Source organism: Butyrivibrio sp. AE2005 (assembly GCF_000686965.1).
Classification (GTDB): domain Bacteria; phylum Bacillota; class Clostridia; order Lachnospirales; family Lachnospiraceae; genus Butyrivibrio; species Butyrivibrio hungatei_A.
Genome location: NZ_KK366045.1, coordinates 24,529 through 43,557, shown reverse-complemented (window position 1 = coordinate 43,557; position 19,029 = coordinate 24,529). Strand labels below are relative to the sequence as shown.

The following is a 19,029-nucleotide window of genomic DNA, read 5'->3' as shown; positions in this document are numbered from 1 at the left end:
TTCCCGCTTTGTGTCGTGTTAATGCTGCTTCGGATTAAATTATCATGCAAGGGAAGGAGGTATCCCATGGATCAGAAGAAGATAGGCTTATTTTTAAAAGACTTGAGAAAAGAAAAAGGGATTACCCAGGAAGAACTTGCGCAGCTCCTTGGTGTGTCTTCAAGGAGCGTTTCACGTTGGGAGACAGGATCTAATATGCCGGATATTTCTCTTTTGTCCGCTATTGCTGATTATTACGATGTGGATGTGCGAGAAATAATTGATGGCGAAAGGAAAAGCGGGATGAATGAAGAAATAAAAGAAGTTGCCGACAAAATGGCAGATTACGCAGGAACGGAGAAAAGCAGTCTTTTCAAATGGGTAAGGATAATCAGCCTGATAGGAACAATGTTTCTGACTCTGGCAGTTGTGTTTCAGTGCATTGAATATGAGCCTAATATATTCAGGTTTGGGGCGGTTGTATTATCTTTTTTGGGATTGGTGGCATTTGCCATAACAACGCTTTATGCCAATGGAATATTGGAAAAACTTGCCGAGAAAAAACATTTTACAACAGTTGTGCGTGTAATTGTCATTTTGCTTATCGTAATAAGCATAAAATTTATCATGATGAGTACGGTTATTATCGGACTTGGCCTTTTGGAGGCTAGCCAGCCCTATGATAAGAAGTCGGGAATCGATAACTATGATAAAGAGTATTTGCTTGAAGAATACGGATCTGATCTTGATACCGGATTATTTATTTTTCCAAATGATGGCCAAAATGCTGTTTCTGTAGAATATGAATCGTCTCTAAAATCAGGGATGTTTGATACGGATGGATATATATTTCTTTCAGCCACATATGAAGACGATGAGTTCAAAAAAGAAGTCGAACGTTTGTCAGAAATATCTTGCACGGTGTTCGAATCAAAGCATGAGGATAGTGATTATCATATAGGAAATATCATATATGATACTGAAAGCTATAAGTTTCCTGCATATGTTGCATCGGACGGGTATAGTAGTGTTTATGAGTATGCACTTATCGATAATGAAAATAAGCGGATTATTTATGTATTATTATCACATCCCGATATAGCGAATGATGAATCGGGGACGATTCAAACGGAGTATTTGAAAAAAGATTTAAATGCATATGATCTGAAGAATGGATCTACACTTGAAAGATTTTCAATTTACAGTTTTGGGTTTTCAAAGGGAATTTGGAGTGAATATTCTCCCGAAGATGAGGGGCGCGTACCTTCAGGAAATCTAAGATAAAAAGCAGATTGGAGGAGCTAAAATAATGCTTAATATAAAGGTAAAAGAATTTCTTGAAGAAAAAGGTTTTGGAGACAGGCTTACAGAGCATGCGGAGACTATAGATACTGTTGAACATGCGGCGCAGCAGATTGGATGCACGGAGTCTGAGATTGCAAAGACGCTGTCTTTTATTGTGCAAGGCTGACTTCTTGCATCGAATAGAGAATGGTATTACGGGTATAGAATCCGAGAAAAAGATTTATGCACGCAGAAATGAGTGAATGTGGTAATGGCTTTACGGGCATAGAATCTGAGAAATGGATCTGTACACGTAGAAATGAGCTAATGTAGAAGTGACTTTACGGACATTAAAACCTTAGAATTGATCTGTACACGTAGAGGTAAGTGGATTTAGGAGTAATAATACGGACATAGAATCCATAAATAGATTTTGTACACGTAGAAATAAGTGAATGCTAAATGGCTTTTTACGGATATAAAGTTTGTAATTGAATTCTAGTGTGAGGGCAAAAAGAGTCTATTTGGATTACAAAGCTGTCTCTCCAAGGATGATGATACAGCTTTGTAATTGATATACAAGGATGGGGGTTAGATGAAAGTAATTGTTTATAACAATGCATTAAAATCGAGGCACAAGAATATGATCAGCGAAATGGCAGATAAAGTCGGTGCTGAAGTCTGTTTTATAGATTCTGAAGACAGTATCCCGGAAGGGTTTGAGGATGCAGAAGTCTTTTATGGAACAGGATTAAAAACAATCGGAAAGAGCAGGTATATTAAGTGGTTCTGTGCACCTTCAGCTGGTGTTGATTTTCTTTTGAAACCGGGTGTATTTGCAAATGAGGACTGCATCATTACTAATTCTGCAGGGGCATATGGAGTCAGTATTGCAGAACATATAGTCATGTTGAGTCTTATGTTGATGAGACAGATGCATGTCTTTTTCAGAAAGTCTATTTCGTGTGAATGGGGAAAACCTCTGCCTCAGAAATCGCTTAAAGACTGTAGGATTACAGTGCTTGGTACCGGTGATATCGGAAGTTCTTTTGCAAAAAGAGCGAAAGCGTTTGAGCCTAAGAGTATTGTAGGCGTGTGCAGGAGTGGAAAATGCAGCGAAAGTTCTTTTGACAAGATATTCAGAATTGATGAGCTTGATGAAGTGCTCCGTGATACCGAATTGTTGGTTATGTGTCTTCCGGGGACTACGGAGACAGAAGGGGTGTTATCCAAAGAAAGAATGGCACTTCTGCCTCAGGGCGCATATGTTGTGAATGTCGGACGCGGATCGGCGATTGATGAAAGCGCACTTGTAGAGAATCTTGAGAGTGGAAGGCTTGCGGGGGCAGCGCTGGATGTATTTGCAAACGAACCGCTTCCGGAGGAGAGTCCTCTTTGGAATACCAAGAACCTGATCATAACGCCGCATGTGGCAGGCAATTTGACACTTGATCATACGCTTGATAAAAATGTTGAGATGTTCTGCGAGAATATGGTCAATTACGCCGAGGGCAGGCCGCTTAAGCATGTGGTTGATAAGGCGAGAGGGTATTGATACAGGTGTAGGGGCGAAGAGTGATTGGGCGTAATCGGATGACTTCAGAAGAGAATATGCCACGTTGAGTCAACTGCTTGGGCGTAATCGGATGACTGCAGGAGAAGAAATGGCAATCTGAGCCATATGGCTTTGCGAGCTGCTATGACCCTAGAAGGTGAAAAAGCTGATTTAGGTCATATGGCTTTGCGAGCTGCTATGACCCTAGAAGGTGAAAAGGCTGATTTAGGTCATATGGCTTTGAGAGATGCTATGACCCTAGAAGGTGAAAAAGCTGATTTAGGTCATATGGCTTTGCGAGATACTATGACCCTAGAAGGTGAAAAGGCTGATTTAGGTCATATGGCTTGTTGAGGTGCTATGACCCTAGAAGGTGAAAAAGCTGATTTAGGTCATATGGCTTTGCGAGATGCTATGACCCTGGAAGGTGAAAAAGCTGATTTAGGTCATATGGCTTTGCGAGCTGCTATGACCCTAGAAGGTGAAAAAGCTGATTTGGGTCATATGGCTTTGCGAGATGCTATGACTTTGGAAGAGGAAATTGCGGAATAGGGTCATTCGCAGGAGCGGAATTGGATTACTGCAGAGGGGAAAATGCTAAGTTGAGTCAATTGCCGGGGGAGCCGCATGACTGCGGAAAAGAAAATCACCAGGTTGAGTCAATCGGCGCCATGAAATCAATCCACAACAATATAGAACGAAGGTGAAAGCATGCAGATAAAATTTTACGACAAGATGGAAGATTCACATCTTAAATTTGCGGTTATTATTGCTAAGATGGATGGAAAGTATGTATTTTGCAAGCACAGAGAGCGCAGTACATATGAGATTCCGGGCGGGCACAGAGAAGATGGTGAATCCATATTGGATGCTGCAAAGCGTGAGCTTTATGAGGAGACCGGCGCGGTGAAGTATGATATCAAACCTGTCTGCATCTATTCGGTTACGGAGCCTGATGAGTTCGATGGAGCGGAAACTTTCGGCGGCCTGTTCTATGCTGAGATTAAAGAGCTGGAAAAAGAGCTCCACAGTGAGATCGAGAGAATTGCGTTATTTGATGAGGTGCCGCAAGAGCTGACTTATCCGCTGATTCAGCCAAAGCTGATTGATGAGGCGAAAAGACGCGGATTTATAGGTTAAAATCGATGTTGATCATGATTTTGGTGATGAAACCGATACTGAGCTTGATTTCCGATGATGGAAACAATGCTAATCATGATTTTACGGTGATGAAACCGAATAGAGCAAATGTAGCTAATATGCTGGCTTGGAGGCTTATCGGATGAAACGTTACGAATACGGAAATCCCGATTCTGCAAATGTACTTGTACAGATGATCGGGGAACACGAAGTTTCGGGGATGGAAAAAGAAATTGCGCATATAAAAGAGAATGTCGGAGACGATTTCTTTTTGCTTGCCTATAAGGTTGAAGATTGGAATATGGAGCTGTCGCCGTGGCAGGCACCTGCAGTGTTTGGAGATGAAGGTTTTGGAGGCGGTGCGGGTGAGACGCTGAAAGAATTATTACAGGATTTGAGAAGTGATAATGTGCTGTCTGAGTATACGAATGATGAGGCACTGTCAGAGAAGACTAAAGATAAATTGTTTTCACCGCTGACAGTTGGCAAAGAAGTTACGGGAATATCACGTGAGAAAAAGAAATACTTCATCGGCGGATATTCACTCGCGGGCTTATTTGCGCTGTGGGCGGCTTATCAGACAGATCTTTTTACCGGAGTGGCAGCAGCTTCGCCGTCTATATGGTTTCCGGGATTTGTTGATCATATGAAAGCAGGCAAGATCAATGCGGACAGGGTGTATCTGAGTCTTGGAAATCGCGAGGCAAAGACAAAGAATCCCGTAATGGCGACTGTTGCGGATTGCATTGAGATTTCTTTTGACCTGTTGCGGAAGCAAGGCGTTATGAGTATGCTTGAATGGAATGAAGGAAACCACTTCAAGGATGCGGACATAAGGACTGCGAAGGCGTTCTCGTGGGTGCTGAATGGACCCGGGGGACGGGGGTAGTGGACCATTAATTACACTAAATAACTGGATGAAATGGGGCTTGAAACATGAAAAAGAATGGTTACGTAACTTTGGGCAATACTGTGATGCATTATGTTGCTTTTGGAGATGGGGCGAAAAAACTGGTTGTTTTGCCGGGATTGTCGGATGGACTTGCTACGGTGAAAGGAAAAGCGTGGATTCTTGCGGGTTCATACAAGAAATTTTGGGCTGACTATACCGTTTATATGTTTAGCAGGAAGGAAGACATGCCGGATGGGTACAGCATCAAGGATATGGCGGATGATCTGGCTTTGGCGATGAAGAGTTTGGGAATTGAGAAGGCTTCTGTTCTTGGCGTGTCGCAGGGCGGAATGATAGCACAATGTCTTGCCGTAAATCATTCTGAGATGGTTGAAAAGCTGATTCTTGCTGTGACGGCGCCGTATGCCAATCCTGTTCTGAAGGATGCTGTGACGGGGTGGATCGATATGGCAAGGAGAGATGATCACAAGACGCTTATGATTGATACTGCCGAAAAAATGTACTCGCAAAAGTACCTTGATAAGAACAGAAAAATATTTCCGCTTGTTGCAAAGCTTACCAAGCCTGCAAGTTATGATAGGTTTTATAAGAATGCGTATGCGATTTTGGATTTTGATGTACGTGATGAACTCTCAAAGATATCCGCGCCGACGCTGATCATTGCGGGAAGCGATGATAAAACGGTAGGAAATGATGCGGCAGCAGAGCTTAGCGACGGCATCAAGGGGAGCGATAAATACATCTACAATGGACTTGGACACGGCGCATTTGAAGAAGCAAAGGATTTTTATGACAGAGTGCTGGAGTTTTGTGAGAGATAAATTTGTAAGCTTGTGATATGATAATAAATACGTCTGATTTTAGGTAGCACTTTCGGATTTGAAAAAAGTGCTACTTTTTATGCGTATATTTTTTGACGCTGTACAATTGAGGAGTATTTCTTTACAATTTATATGCAGAACTAAAGAATGATGAAATGTGCATGCGATGCATGTATGGAGAAATGACATGGGAAATGAAATATTTGAAAATGAACAGGCCCATTTGACAAAGACCTATAATAAACTGCTGGATATTAAGAAGAATCTCGAGGAGCAGATTACTGCCCTGAATGAGAAAGCGGTTGAAGATAAAAATGATATTCGTGACAACATCCGTTTTGATTACGCAGATGTTGAGACTACGATGGAGACTCTCGCTGAGATTGAGGTATGGAACCGTTACATTGATACCTACAATGTTGAGAGTAATTCTTTGGGTAAAAGACTCGAGACAGTCAATAAACTTCTGGAGTCGCCTTATTTTGCAAAGATCGAGCTTGTGTTTGAAGGCGAGAGTGTGCCTGAAAGTTACTACATCGGACGAGCTGCAATCTCAGAAAACGGCTATGATCAGATGGTTGTAGACTGGAGATCTCCGATTGCCGAAGTTTACTACAATCAGGAGAACGGGCACACAAGTTACATGGTTGAGGACAGGACAATACCTGTTGACTTAAGGCTTCGTCGTCAGTTTGAGATAAATAAGGACAAGCTTGTTTCGTTTTTTGATACACAGATTGCGATTGAGGATCCGATGCTTCTTAAGTCTCTTTCGCAGACCCGCTCTGACAAGATGCAGGCTATTACAGCCACAATTCAGAAAGAGCAAAATACGGTTATCAGGTATCCCGATGTGCAGGTTCTTTTGGTGAACGGTATTGCAGGTAGTGGTAAGACTTCGGTTCTTTTGCAGAGAATAGCATATCTTTTTTATCAAAAGAGAAAGACACTTCGTCCCGAGCATGTATGTCTTTTAACCCTTAATCCGGTATTCCGCGATTATATCGACAATGTCCTTCCGGATCTTGGAGAGACCAATCCGCCGACTTTGACGTGGCATGAGTTTCTTAAGAAAGTGGGCGTTCCTTTTGCGGATAACGAATATGACGGCACAGGTGACGGAAGTTTGCAGAAGATCCATGATGCTTTGCTTACGTTGAGCCCCGAAGAGGATGATTTCTACAATATTACTCACAACGGCAAGACTGTGATGTCAAAGAGCGATGTGTTTGATGTGGTAAAAAGATTTTCCAAATTCCCGATGGGAGTGCGCCTGATCCAGACGGTTGCGGATGAACTTGAAGAGCGGGCCAAAAACATTCTAAGGAGCAAAGATATTTTTAATGAGGATTCCGAGAATTCGGCAGGATCTGATGCGGCTGAGGAAAACCGCATTGAAAATGACTTTGGCGGAGCGCTTAGCTTTATCAGACGTTGTAATTTCGTCAACATCAAGCATGTTGCGCAGCGTATTCTCGGAAGCGAGTATATCACTGCTGCGGAGTGGATCTATACTAAGATGGAGCTTACAGGTAAGTGTGATAGAAATGTGCGTTATGTCATGATCGACGAAGTGCAGGATTACACTGAGGCACAGCTCATGGTATTTAGTAAATTTTTCCCCAACGCGCGTTTTATGCTGCTTGGAGATGAGTTCCAGGCAATTAGAAAAGGCACGATTTCTTTTGACCGGATAAAAGAGATGTCAGAAGCGGCAGGAAAAGAATTCGTGGAGCTTCCGCTTATGACAAGCTACAGAAGTTCACCGGAGATAACAGAAATGTTCGCTTCGCTCCTTCCGCAGGAAAAGAAAATGATGGTCTCATCGGTAAAGCGCTCGGGAGAAGAGATTGTTATAAAGACCTGTGCTTCAGATGGCGAGTATTATGAGGAGCTTACTTCTCTTATAAATGAGTTTGAAAAGAAAGACGGCCTCACTGCAGTTATTTGCAGAAGCGGTTACAGCCTTGAAAAGATTGCGGGGGCGCTCGGAGATAAAGCACCGCAGCTTATTGCTGAAAGCGACAGTTTGCCAAAGAAAGGTGCATTTTTGATAGAGCTTGCACTTGCGAAAGGTCTTGAGTTTGATAACGTGATCCTGGCCGATGCAGATGCGGAGTCTTATCCTTCCGATGAACTCGGCAAACATTGCCTGTATACGGCTGTATCCAGAGCTACGCAGCATCTGGCTGTTTTGGCGAAAGGGAAGTTGACGGAGAATATTTAAGAAATCCTTGAGTTTGGAAAAGGTTGTGAGCCTTCGGCGGACTTTCATGCAGAAGGCTTAAAAAACCGCTTGCATGGCGGGCTTATCGATGTTAGCATGTAATAGTATAAAAATATAAAGAAAGAACGCGTAGCGTTTAGGTGAGGATATGTACAGAAGATAATTAGTTTAGGTGAACACTATCAGTGATGATGAGGCTGCTTACGGCGGCTGTTTTGTGTGCGCTTAATCTGGATTATCATGCATGTTTAGCCTATATGTAATGTGGGTCTATTTGTGTGAGTCTATTTTGCGTATGCAGAATAGGCTTTTTCTTTTTCCATATGGTCCCAGGGGACGGGGGTAGTGGACCATTTTGGCGAGCGAATGCGAGAGCAGAGCTTCCTTACGTACTCATCATTTTACCTTTGGAGGAACAATATGCTTAACGTAAAAAACTTAACAATAACGCACCGCAAGGACCTGCGCGTCATTCTTGATAAATTCAATATGACTCTTAATAATGGCGATAAAGCCGTGATAATCGGCGAGGAGGGCAACGGGAAGTCCACGCTGATGAGATGGATCTACAATCCGGAGATTGCAGAAGAGTACGCAGAGTGCGAAGGCGAGAGAATTCTTGGCGACGAAGTCCTTGGCTATCTGCCGCAGGAACTTCCTGAATGGGAAAAAGAAAAAACTCTTTATGATTACTTTTCGGAAGCCGGGAGCTTTTTTGACAAGACACCGAAAGAACTCTCGGAGATGGCAAATGAATTCCGGGTTTCTAAGGATTTCTTTTACGCAGATCAAAAGATGGGAAGTCTGTCCGGTGGCGAAAAAGTAAAGGCGCAGCTGATGCGTATACTGATTGACGAGCCGACGGTTCTGCTTTTAGATGAACCGTCAAATGATATCGACATAAGCACGCTCGAACTGCTTGAGAGGCTGATAAATGGGTGGAAGCACATAGTTCTTTTCATCTCGCATGACGAGACGCTTATTGAAAACACGGCCAATGTGATAATTCATATCGAGCAGATCATGCGCAAGACCAAGAGCCGTTACGTGGTCGTGAAGGACAACTACAGGCATTACATTGCGCATAGAGCGGAGGCTTTCGAGAGGCAGGAGCAGCTTGCGCTTAATGACCGTAAGGAAAAGAAGCTTCGTGACGAGAGATACAACAGGATTCATGATAAGGTTGAGCGGGCGCTTTCGAATGTTTCGCGGCAGGAGCCGGGAGTCGGAAAGATGCTTAAGGATAAAATGCGCGCGGTGAAGTCGATGGAAAAGCGCTTTGAGAAGCAGGATGCGAACATAACGGAGCGGCCTGAGCAGGAGGAGGCAATCTTTTTTAAACTGGGAAAAGAAAATTCGAGGATGCCGGCAGGTAAGACGGTTATCGAGTTTTCTCTTGATGAGTTGGTTGCGCCCGATGGTTCAAAGGTCTTGGCAAAAGATATTTTTCTAAGGGTAAGAGGACCTGAGAAGGTATGCATTGTTGGAACAAATGGAGTTGGGAAAACTACGCTTCTTAGGCTAATCGCGGATGAGCTTCTTGCAAGAGGGGACCTACGGGTTCAGTATATGCCGCAGAACTACGAGGATTTGCTTGAGCTTGATGTGACGCCGGTGGAATTTTTGGATGACACGGGGGATAAGGAAATTCGCACACGAATCAGGACTTATCTTGGTTCGCTTAAATATACCGCGGATGAGATGGAGCATCCGATCAGGGAGCTTTCGGGCGGGCAGAAGGCGAAGGTACTACTTCTTAAGATGAGTCTTTCCGATGCGAATGTGCTTGTTTTGGATGAGCCAACGCGTAACTTCTCGCCACTTTCGGGACCTGTTATCAGGAAGATGATAGCTTCTTTTCCCGGTGCGGTGATCAGCATATCGCATGATAGGAAGTATATTGAGGAAGTGTGCACGAAGAGATATTTGCTTACGAGTGAGGGGCTTGAGGAAACTAAATGAACACGGAATGTTGGATGAAACATATATATAATTCGTGGAAGATATGTACGGTGCAGGGAAGTGAATAAGCACCGTACAGAGGAGCGGCGTATGATGCGTGCGGTGCAGAAAAGTGAAAGAGCACCGCACAGATGAGCGGCATAAGATATGTACGGTGCAGAAAAACTAATATGCACCGTACAGGAAAGTTGTGGAAGATATGTACGGTGCGGGGAAGTGAATAAGCACCGCACAGATGAGCGGCATAAGATATATACGGTGCAGAAAAGCTAATATGCACCGTACAGGAAAGTCGTGGAAGATCTGTGCGGTGCGGGGAAGTAAATTAGCACCGCACAGATGAGCGGCATAAGATATATACGGTGCAGAAAAGCTAATATGCACCGTACAGGAAAGTCGTGGAAGATATGTACGGTGCGGGGAAGTGAATAAGCACCGCACACAGGCGCGGGATAAGATCTGTACGGTGCAGGAAAGTAAATTAGCACCGCACAGATGAGCAACAGAAGATGCGTACGGTACAGGCAGACGTAAAATGGACCGTACAGAATTTTGGAGGACAGAATAGAAATGAAATATAACAAGATTATTACTTTAAAAAACGGAAGAGAGGCACTTCTTCGAAACGGCGAATATGCTGATGGCGAGGCTGTTTTTGTGAATTTTAATGAGACTCATGCGGAGACGGATTATCTTTTATCCTATCCTGATGAAAATAGTTTCGATGCGCAGCAGGAGGCGGAGTTTCTTAAGGAGAAAACGGAGAGTCCAAATGAGATTGAGATAGTTGCAGTGGTAGACGGTGTTGTCGCCGGAACAGCTGGTATCGAAGCGGTTGGAGCAAAGTACAAGCTAAAGCACCGCGCGGAGCTCGGCATAGCTATTTTGAAGGAATACTGGGGACTTGGGCTTGGCAAGGCACTCATGGAGGCTTGCATCGAATGCGCTAAAGAAGCAGGCTATACGCAGCTGGAATTAAATGCTGTTGCAGAGAATGAAAGAGCGGTGGCATTATACAAGAAGATGGGATTTGTGGAGTATGGCCGCAATCCCAGAGGTTTTAACTCAAGAGTAAGCGGGTATCAGGAAGTTGTATATATGTTGCTTGAGCTGTGACAAGTTATAAGGAAGGGTTTGTAATATGACAATCGAAAAGAATTACAGAGATAACGAATCTCTCAGAAATTCCTTCAATGAGCTTGCAGGCAAGGTGTTTGGCGGGCTGAATTTTGAAGACTGGTACCGAAACGGCTTTTGGAAAGATAATTACATTCCGTATTCGATCGTTATCGATGGAAAAGTTGTTTCGAATGTTTCGGTGAATGCTTGCAATATGAATTATGACGGCAGAATTGTTAAGCTTATCCAGATTGGAACGGTAATGACCGATCCTGATTACAGGGGGAGGGGATACGCAAGGATGCTGATGGAGAAGATTGTTGAAGACTACGAAAACAAAGTTGATGGAATATATCTTTTTGCAAACGATTCTGTCGTTGATTTCTATCCTAAGTTTGGCTTTCGAAAGAGTAGAGAATTTCAGTTTAGTAAGGCTGTTAATAATGATGCAGAGCGGACTGCGCAGCTTGTTCCAATGTCGGAAAAGAGAGATTGGGACAAAATGGTGCAAATTCTTAATCAAACCGAGCAAAATGCCAAGGTGTATATGGTTTCCAACGCTGGGCTGTACATGTTTTACCTGGCTCAGTTCATGAGGGAAAATACTTTTTATATCGAGGATTGTGACAGTTATGCGATTGCAGAGATTGAGGACGATACTTTGATTCTTCATGCCGTTGTCGGTAGTGGCGCGATAGACCGCGTGATATCTGCTTTTGGAAAAGAAATTAAGAAAGTCATTCTCGCATTTACACCGAACGATTCGACAGGTTATGATAAGAGCGAGGTTGTAGAGGAAGATACACATCTTTTTGTAAGAGGGAAGTTCTTCGACGAAAACGGTGAGGATGAGTTTATGTTTCAGGCGATAACGCACGCTTGATGGGAAAGCACATGAATAGTGCTTAAGAGGGAGATTTTATGTCAGACAGCATTGCTTATAACTGGACAGACGGAAGTAATAAGGATTTTCAGGAGTTTTATAGAAAGACAGAGGAATATTACAGCAAGATTGTTGGCGGAATAGAGAACAGAAGAGCTTTTGTGCCATATAACCATTCTGACGGAATACCCAATGTGCTTATTGCATATATCGGGGATGTTGCCGTTGCATGCGCAGGATTTAAGCCGTATTCGAACGATGATGCTGAGATTAAGCGTGTTTGGGTGGAACCTGATTACAGAGGCAGGCACATTGCCAAAGATTTAATGAAGCAGATTGAAGATAGAGTTAGAGAATTTGGATATAAAAGAACAATTCTTCAAACAAGAGCGATAATGGCTGATGCTGTTGGACTTTATGAGAAGCTTGGCTACAGCAAAATCGAGAATTATCCGCCGTATGATAATCTGGTCGGAGCGGTGTGTATGGCAAAAAATCTGTGAAAAACGGTATATATTATATGTTGTGCAATAATGGACCACAACCCCCGTCCCTATGGACCAAAAGGACGGATACCAACGAAAGAGAAACTCATGGAAGATAAGAAATTTCTTTTTGAAAAAGATAATATACCGCATGCGCTGGGAGTGATGGCGCTTCCGGCGATTGCGAGTCAGCTGATTGCACTGATATATAACCTTGCGGATACGTGGTTTGTCGGAAGGACAAATAATCCGTACATGGTGGCGGCTTGTTCTCTGGTGATGCCGATTTATATGCTGACAATTGTGATATCAAATATCTTTGGAGCTGGTGGAGGTACGCTTATTGCGCGCCTTATCGGTGCGGGTAATGATGAAGAAGCATCGAAAGTGTCAGCGGCCTGTATATGTATGGCGCTGGGAGTCGGATGCCTTTTCTCATTACTTAGTTTGATAGGGATGACGAAGATACTTGTTTTTCTTGGGGCGAGCGAAAATGTGCTTGAGTTTTCCAGGCAGTACATGCTTTTTGTGGTTGTTATCGGTGGAGTACCGTTTATTTTCAGCAGCACGGTTTCATCAATGCTAAGAAGCATAGGACTTTCGGCAAAGGCATCGTTTGGGCTTAGTATGGGCGGCGTGCTTAATACTGTGCTTGATCCTATTTTTATGTTTGTGATTTTGCCTGACGGAAAGCAGGTTATGGGTGCCGCGCTTGCAACTATGCTAAGTAATATTGTGGTTTCGGTGTATTTTATCGTTACTTACCATAAGGCGGGAAAAGAAACTATTCTCAGATTTAGGACAAACGGCGAATATCCTTCGAGAGAGTCTTTTTACTCAATATTTGGAGTGGGAATTCCTGCGGCTGTGGGAGTGCTTCTTTTTGACCTGTGTACGATCGTTATAAATCGCCTGGCAGCGTCATATGGCGATGTTGAGCTGGCTGCCATCGGTATCGTGCTGAAAGCCGAGCGTCTGCCGCTTAATATCGGAATCGGAATTTGCATGGGAATGGTGCCGCTTATCGCGTACAGTTATTCTTCGGGTGATAGAAAAAGAATGGACGGAATCTTCAGATTCGGCAGAGTAGTGGGGCTTGCGATAGGAGTTGTGAGTGTGATCTTGTATTATGCATTTGCGCCTTTGATCATGAGGGCATTTATCGGAGATCCCGACACGGTGCGCTTTGGAACGCAGTTCCTTCGTGCGAGGTGCTTTGCTACGCCGCTGATGTTCCTTTGTTTTTCGATGGTTCATTTTGCGCAGGCAATCGGTCGCGGCAAGGAATCGTTCTGGCTTGCGGTGATAAGGCAGATTGTCTTTAATATCCCTATTCTGATTCTGTTTAATCACTGGTTTGGAATGACGGGAATCGTGTGGACGCAGGCTGTCGCGGATATGTTTACGGTCATTGCTTCATACATTATTTATGCAAGGATAAGGAAACATGAAGGTTGGCCGGCGGGAGTGTGACAGAGTATGAAGATTTTAGTTGTTGGTGGGACGAGATTTTTTGGCATTCCTATGGTGAATGCGCTTATAAATGCGGGGCATGATGTGACGGTCGCGACGCGCGGGAATAATGCTCTTGGTTTTTGCGGGAGCGTTAGGCATATTGTTATGGATAGAACGGACGCTGATAGTGTGAAAAAAGCATTTGAAAGCAATAGATTTACTGAAATGACAAGTCCAGGTTGCTGTGGAAAAGCTACTGATGCACATTTCGACGTTGTAATTGACAAGGTTGCGTACAGTTCAAATGATGTGAGAGCTCTTTTGCCCAATATCAAGTGTGATAGGTATATTCAGATGTCGACGTGCTCGGTTTATGCGAAAGATGCGCTGCTTATCGGGGAAAAAGAGTTTGATGCGGCTGCACATCCGCTGGTTTGGGCGGACAGAACGCAGGATTATGGTGAGTCCAAGCGGCAGGCGGAAAGAGCGGCTTATGAGTTTATGAATGCGGAAAAATGCGTGTTTGTCAGGTATCCCATCGTGCTGGGCGAGAATGACTATACCGGAAGGCTTCGGTTTTATGTAGAGCATATCATGAATGAGTTGCCGATGTTTGTGGATGACCTTGATTATGGGATTTCTTTTATCCATGAAAAAGAAGCAGGCGAGTTTATCGCGTTTCTTACAAGTGCCGATGTGTGCGGGCCGATAAATGGCTGCTCTAAGGGAATTGTCAAGATTTCTGAGCTTATCGGTTATATTGAAAAGAAAACCGGAAAGGCTGCGGTTTACAGCAAAGATGGTGACGTGGCTCCTTATAATGGACTTGAAAATGACATGAGCCTTGATACGCAGAAAGCGCGGGCGCTGGGATTTGAGTTTTCGGAGCTTGGTGATTGGATTTATGAGCTGATGGATTATGAGATTGATATGGTGGAGAGGTGTGTATGAATTTTTTGTTTGTTGCTCTCGGAGGAGCTTTGGGAGCGGTGCTAAGGTATGCGATAAGTCTTATTCCGGTTAAATCCGGATTTCCGATACTGACGCTTGTTACAAATATTTTAGGTGCAGTTTTGATCGGATTTATCGTAGGGATTGCCGATAACCATGAGGGTATATCGGGAAATACTGTTCTTTTCTGGAAAACGGGAGTGTGCGGAGGCTTTACAACGTTTTCTACGTTTTCGCTTGAGGCGGTCAATCTTTTTGAAAAGAAGCAGTATGGCGCAGGCGGAGTGTATGTGGCGCTTAGTTTTGCGTGCTGTATTGTCGGCGTAATCTGCGGCAAGAGGCTTGCGGCGCTTGTTAAAGGGTGATAAGCATGGATAAAAAGAACCAGGATAAGAAACTGAAAGAAATCGAGCTCAAGCAGAATAAGTATGCGGATAAGATATCAGCGGTTTCTGCGGAGCAACTGGCTAAGGCACTTGAGACTCTTATGGCAAAAGATAAAGACAAGGATAAGGATAAGAGATGAGACAGTATATTTTGTGAGTGAATTATTTGTGTAGGAGATGGCAAAATATGAAAAGAGAACTTGGTATAGCAAGGTGCGGATTGGCGTGCTGCCTTTGCAGTGAGAACGATCATTGCGGAGGTTGTGACTCTGGTGAGTGCCCGGGAGATGCTTGGTGCGAGAACAGGAAGTGCTCCAAAGAGAAAGACTATGGGCATTGCTACGATTGCGACAGCGACTGCAAGAAAGGCATGTTTGGCAAGATAAAGCCGTATGGATTCACACTTTTTGTAAAGAGATACGGAGAGGAAGAACTGCTTAACTGTCTAGAAAGGAATGAGCGAAACGGCATAGTCTATCACAGGAAAGGTATTATTGGAGACTATGACGATTTTGATGATGTTGAGGAATTGATACGATTCATTAAGACGGGTGAAAGATAAATTTAGAAATAGGATATATGCGACTTTTTGTAATGAACCATAAACCTCGTCCCATGTAGACTATAGCAAATAGATGAGAGGTGAACATGACTACAATTATCAAGGCAAAAGAACTGATCATAAAAGGCGAAGAGAACATACTGGAATTACCGGAGAATCTAAAAGAACAGGTTTCAATATATTGGAATGAGCAAAAAAGGCAGCATCCCGGAATGTTTAACGGGCCGGTGTATTCGGTGCTTGATATGGAGAACAACAACGGCGAGATTACCTTGGAGTGCGCACTTTCCGATTATGCGAATTACAAGTACAGTGAAATACATGATTTGGGAGAATTTGCGTGCAGGAATCTTTACGCGGGATGTCTTTTAAAATCTTGTGAAGGAAAATATATTGTTGCTCTAAATGGTGCGGGTTCTGAATTTACAGGCAAGATACAGTTTATTGGAGGCGCGATGGATCCTGAAGATAAGGATGATGTGACGGGAAAACTTGATCCGCTTATTACCGCGATGAGAGAACTTGAGGAAGAAGCCGGAAAAGAGATTAGGAATAGTATCAAAAATGTCGGAGAAACCTATCTTATAACTAACGGCAGAAAATATGGTATAGGCACGGTGCTTCAGTCATCTATGAGTGCGGATGAGTTAACCACGGCGCTTGGCAGATTCAAGGACAGTACGCATAATAACGAGATAGACAATCTTGTTGCTTTTGGAAAAGAAAACAAGGATGAACTTGAGAATTACGTAAACAGGCAGGATATCGGTGTGGTGGAGTTTTTAAAAGAAGCACTTTGAAAAATGAACCACAAACCCCGTCCCCCTGTAGACCATAGAGGATTAAAAATGACTAACAAAGAAATACTGGAAATAGCGCTTCGGCAGTCGGCGGAAGACAACGGTTGTCGTGCGGAGGATTTTTTGTCGGATAAAAATATTGTTGTTCCGTTCAGGCTAGGTGAGAAGGCACGCAAGTACTATAAGGAGCCGATAACGTGCAATTTCATAACGTACGGTAATAACGTGGTTGCGGCTTCATCGGATGAAGTTGCGGATATTGTAAAAGAGTACGTCGGAAAGTTTGAGTTTTATCACTGCTTTGAGACGCCAAATATGAATTGGCTCATTGAGAGGATTGAAAAACTTGGGCATAAGGTGTGTTTCATGGCAGAGTTCTTTTTGCCCGATATTGAAAAGATGCCGGTGCTTGAGTGCCCATATGCTACAAGGATTCTGGGACCTAAGGATTTCAAGGCGTTGTATCTTCCGCAGTGGAGCAATGCACTTTGCAGTGCCCGCAAGGAACTCGATGTTCTTGGAATGGGCGCGTACGATGGCGATAAGCTTGTGGGATTTGCAGGGGCTTCTGCGGACTGCGACGATATGTGGCAGATAGGAGTGGACGTTCTTCCCGAGTATAGGCGGAATGGAATAGCGTCAGCTCTTACTAATATGCTGGCAAAAGAGATACTTAAACGCGGCAAGGTTCCGTTTTATTGCTGTGCGTGGTCGAATGTAAGGTCGGCAAGAAATGCGATAAGGAGCGGATTTGTGCCCTCGTGGGTTGAAGTAACGGTGAAGCCTACGGAGGTTGTGGACGGAATGAATAAATGACAACAATGGAAAGGACTATAGACTTGGAAAAAGAATACAAGATCATAACAGCCACGGAGGAAGACCGTGAGGAGATATTGGCGCTGTATAAAGCGCAGATCGGAAGGGAACTTTGCCCGTGGGATGAGTATTATCCGTCGAATGAGACAATCGATGCGGATTTTGCGCGTGACGGACTGTTTGTATTAAAGGAAGACGGGATAATAAAAGCTGCGATTTCGATTGATGAAGATGAGGAAGTTAACAGGCTTCCCTGTTGGGATAAGAATCTCGAACCTGAGGGAGAGCTTGCTAGGCTTGCAGTCCTTCCTGCGGAGCAGAATAAGGGACTTGCAAGGATAATGCTTAAGCATGGCATGGAGGAGCTTAAGAGACGCGGATGTAACGGAATTCACATACTTGTCGGTAAGTACAATACCAAGGCAATCCGCTCATATGCGGTATTTGGATTTAATGAAGTGGGCGAGTGTCATTTGTACGATCAGGATTTTTTATGCTATGAAAAAGAGCTGTGACATGATCCGGCAGAGAGAACTATTACTAAATAAAAGCTTTGGAAGGTAATTATTCATGAAACAAAATGGACCACAAACCCCGTCCCCCGGGACCAAAAGCACTTTGCTGCAGAACAAATTTGTAGTATGTCTGTTGGCGGTATTCTGTTGCCTCTTGTGGGGGAGTGCGTTCCCGAGTATCAAGGCGGGATATGAGATGTTTGAGATCGGCGCGCAGGACAGCGTGTCGCAGATTCTTTTTGCGGGAATAAGATTCTTGCTGGCGGGAGTGCTGACGATCATTTTCGGAAGCCTCCTTCAGAGAAAAGTTCTTTTTCCTAAGAAAACATCGTGGAAGATGGTCTGCACTCTCAGTGTTTTTCAGACGATGCTGCAGTATTTTTTCTTTTATATAGGACTTGCGCATGCATCGGGAGTGAAGTCGTCGATAATCAATGGGATGACAACGTTTTTTGCGATTCTTTTGGCATGCCTTGTAAGGAAGCAGGAGCACCTGTCTTCGGAAAAGATAATCGGCTGCCTTCTCGGAATTGCGGGAGTTATCATTGTCAGCTTGTCAGGCGGAAGTATCGGTGCGGGATTTGCGCTTAACGGCGAAGGCTTTATCCTGATCGCTGCGGTTTCGTATGCAATTTCATCGGTGCTTATAAAGGAGTACTCCGTAAAAGAGAATCCGGTGACGCTCAGCGGATATCAGTTCCTTATTGGTGGCTTTGTCATGATGGTTGTAGGATTTGCGGCAGGTGGAAGGATTCACCTGACAAGACCGATCGGCATTCTGCTTATCATATACATGGCATTGATATCGTCGGTTGCGTACTCGATATGGGGGATTTTGCTCAAGCACAATCCTGTATCGACGGTTACAATCTACGGTTTCTCGAATCCGATCTTCGGAGCTCTTTTGTCCGCATTCTTCCTTGCTGAGTGGGATAAGCTGAGTCTTAGGTATGTGACGGCTCTTTTGCTTGTCAGTCTGGGAATATATGTGGTCAACAGAAAGTAAAGGCGTTCAATTCCTCCTGTCGTCTGAGTCACAGAAAAATATACTGTATATCGTAAAAATATGTTAAAATGAATCAATAACGCATCAACGTAGTAATAACAGAGTGTACTGAAAATTTCCGGGGAATGGCGTTTTAGGAATGCTTGATCCGGTTTGTAAAAGGCAGGAGG

22 protein-coding genes are annotated in these 19,029 nt (G+C 43.8%); all 22 read left to right on the top strand.

From position 1 onward, the window contains the following. Positions 1-66: 66 nt before the first annotated feature. The 22 genes from DL92_RS20890 to DL92_RS0116940 all read left to right on the top strand — a co-directional run bounded on the left by DL92_RS20890 (position 67) and on the right by DL92_RS0116940 (position 18,859). Entirely contained in the window at positions 67-1,263 is a 1,197-nt protein-coding gene (locus DL92_RS20890; RefSeq protein ID WP_081816944.1) for a helix-turn-helix domain-containing protein, read from the top strand. Positions 1,264-1,288: 25 nt separating this feature from the next. Continuing rightward, on the top strand, positions 1,289-1,450 hold the full coding sequence (locus DL92_RS20885; protein WP_242845880.1) for a YbaK/EbsC family protein: 162 nt from the start codon (positions 1,289-1,291) through the stop codon (positions 1,448-1,450). Between the two features lie 408 nt (positions 1,451-1,858). Continuing rightward, a complete protein-coding gene (locus DL92_RS0117040; RefSeq protein ID WP_026668393.1) occupies positions 1,859-2,818 on the top strand; it encodes a D-2-hydroxyacid dehydrogenase in 960 nt (319 codons plus the stop codon). Between the two features lie 144 nt (positions 2,819-2,962). Next, positions 2,963-3,172: a hypothetical protein gene (locus tag DL92_RS0117035; protein WP_155841215.1), complete on the top strand. Its 210-nt coding sequence runs from the start codon at positions 2,963-2,965 to the stop codon at positions 3,170-3,172. Between the two features lie 6 nt (positions 3,173-3,178). Further along, the gene (locus tag DL92_RS0117030; RefSeq protein WP_026668391.1) at positions 3,179-3,370 is read left to right on the top strand and encodes a hypothetical protein; all 192 of its coding nucleotides are present in this window, start codon (positions 3,179-3,181) and stop codon (positions 3,368-3,370) included. A gap of 159 nt (positions 3,371-3,529) precedes the next feature. Beyond that, positions 3,530-3,958 (top strand): NUDIX hydrolase, encoded by a 429-nt coding sequence (locus DL92_RS0117025; RefSeq protein ID WP_026668390.1) that lies wholly within the window; start codon positions 3,530-3,532, stop codon positions 3,956-3,958. Positions 3,959-4,100: 142 nt separating this feature from the next. Continuing rightward, positions 4,101-4,847, top strand: coding sequence for an alpha/beta hydrolase (locus DL92_RS0117015; protein WP_026668389.1), 747 nt, complete (start codon positions 4,101-4,103; stop codon positions 4,845-4,847). A gap of 47 nt (positions 4,848-4,894) precedes the next feature. Beyond that, entirely contained in the window at positions 4,895-5,692 is a 798-nt protein-coding gene (locus tag DL92_RS0117010) for an alpha/beta fold hydrolase (protein WP_026668388.1), read from the top strand. A 187-nt stretch (positions 5,693-5,879) separates the two neighbouring features. Continuing rightward, positions 5,880-7,919 carry a HelD family protein gene (locus DL92_RS0117005; protein ID WP_197027277.1) on the top strand — a complete coding sequence of 680 codons (2,040 nt, stop codon included), beginning with the start codon at positions 5,880-5,882 and terminating at the stop codon, positions 7,917-7,919. A 420-nt stretch (positions 7,920-8,339) separates the two neighbouring features. After that, positions 8,340-9,881 carry an ATP-binding cassette domain-containing protein gene (locus DL92_RS0117000; protein ID WP_026668386.1) on the top strand — a complete coding sequence of 514 codons (1,542 nt, stop codon included), beginning with the start codon at positions 8,340-8,342 and terminating at the stop codon, positions 9,879-9,881. Between the two features lie 570 nt (positions 9,882-10,451). Then, a complete protein-coding gene (locus DL92_RS0116995) occupies positions 10,452-10,997 on the top strand; it encodes a GNAT family N-acetyltransferase (RefSeq protein WP_026668385.1) in 546 nt (181 codons plus the stop codon). A 25-nt stretch (positions 10,998-11,022) separates the two neighbouring features. Beyond that, positions 11,023-11,883 (top strand): GNAT family N-acetyltransferase, encoded by an 861-nt coding sequence (locus tag DL92_RS0116990; protein ID WP_026668384.1) that lies wholly within the window; start codon positions 11,023-11,025, stop codon positions 11,881-11,883. A 38-nt stretch (positions 11,884-11,921) separates the two neighbouring features. After that, positions 11,922-12,386: a GNAT family N-acetyltransferase gene (locus DL92_RS19830; RefSeq protein ID WP_051199059.1), complete on the top strand. Its 465-nt coding sequence runs from the start codon at positions 11,922-11,924 to the stop codon at positions 12,384-12,386. Between the two features lie 90 nt (positions 12,387-12,476). Beyond that, positions 12,477-13,841, top strand: a complete 1,365-nt coding sequence (locus DL92_RS0116980; RefSeq protein ID WP_034469638.1) for an MATE family efflux transporter — start codon at positions 12,477-12,479, stop codon at positions 13,839-13,841. Between the two features lie 6 nt (positions 13,842-13,847). Next, the gene (locus DL92_RS0116975) at positions 13,848-14,774 is read left to right on the top strand and encodes an NAD-dependent epimerase/dehydratase family protein (RefSeq protein ID WP_026668382.1); all 927 of its coding nucleotides are present in this window, start codon (positions 13,848-13,850) and stop codon (positions 14,772-14,774) included. Next, complete coding sequence (gene crcB / locus DL92_RS0116970; RefSeq protein WP_026668381.1) at positions 14,771-15,139, top strand: fluoride efflux transporter CrcB; 369 nt, start codon at positions 14,771-14,773, stop codon at positions 15,137-15,139. The genes DL92_RS0116975 and crcB overlap by 4 nt, the downstream gene beginning before the upstream one ends. 5 nt (positions 15,140-15,144) lie before the next feature. Further along, on the top strand, positions 15,145-15,300 hold the full coding sequence (locus DL92_RS21180; protein WP_155833779.1) for a hypothetical protein: 156 nt from the start codon (positions 15,145-15,147) through the stop codon (positions 15,298-15,300). A gap of 47 nt (positions 15,301-15,347) precedes the next feature. After that, the gene (locus DL92_RS0116960) at positions 15,348-15,722 is read left to right on the top strand and encodes a hypothetical protein (protein ID WP_026654287.1); all 375 of its coding nucleotides are present in this window, start codon (positions 15,348-15,350) and stop codon (positions 15,720-15,722) included. 86 nt (positions 15,723-15,808) lie between these two features. Continuing rightward, the gene (locus DL92_RS0116955; protein ID WP_026668380.1) at positions 15,809-16,522 is read left to right on the top strand and encodes an NUDIX hydrolase; all 714 of its coding nucleotides are present in this window, start codon (positions 15,809-15,811) and stop codon (positions 16,520-16,522) included. Positions 16,523-16,570: 48 nt separating this feature from the next. Continuing rightward, entirely contained in the window at positions 16,571-17,338 is a 768-nt protein-coding gene (locus DL92_RS0116950; protein WP_026668379.1) for a GNAT family N-acetyltransferase, read from the top strand. Continuing rightward, positions 17,335-17,853: a GNAT family N-acetyltransferase gene (locus DL92_RS0116945; protein WP_242827186.1), complete on the top strand. Its 519-nt coding sequence runs from the start codon at positions 17,335-17,337 to the stop codon at positions 17,851-17,853. The genes DL92_RS0116950 and DL92_RS0116945 overlap by 4 nt, the downstream gene beginning before the upstream one ends. 55 nt (positions 17,854-17,908) lie before the next feature. Further along, the gene (locus DL92_RS0116940) at positions 17,909-18,859 is read left to right on the top strand and encodes a DMT family transporter (RefSeq protein ID WP_051625402.1); all 951 of its coding nucleotides are present in this window, start codon (positions 17,909-17,911) and stop codon (positions 18,857-18,859) included. Positions 18,860-19,029: the final 170 nt, after the last annotated feature.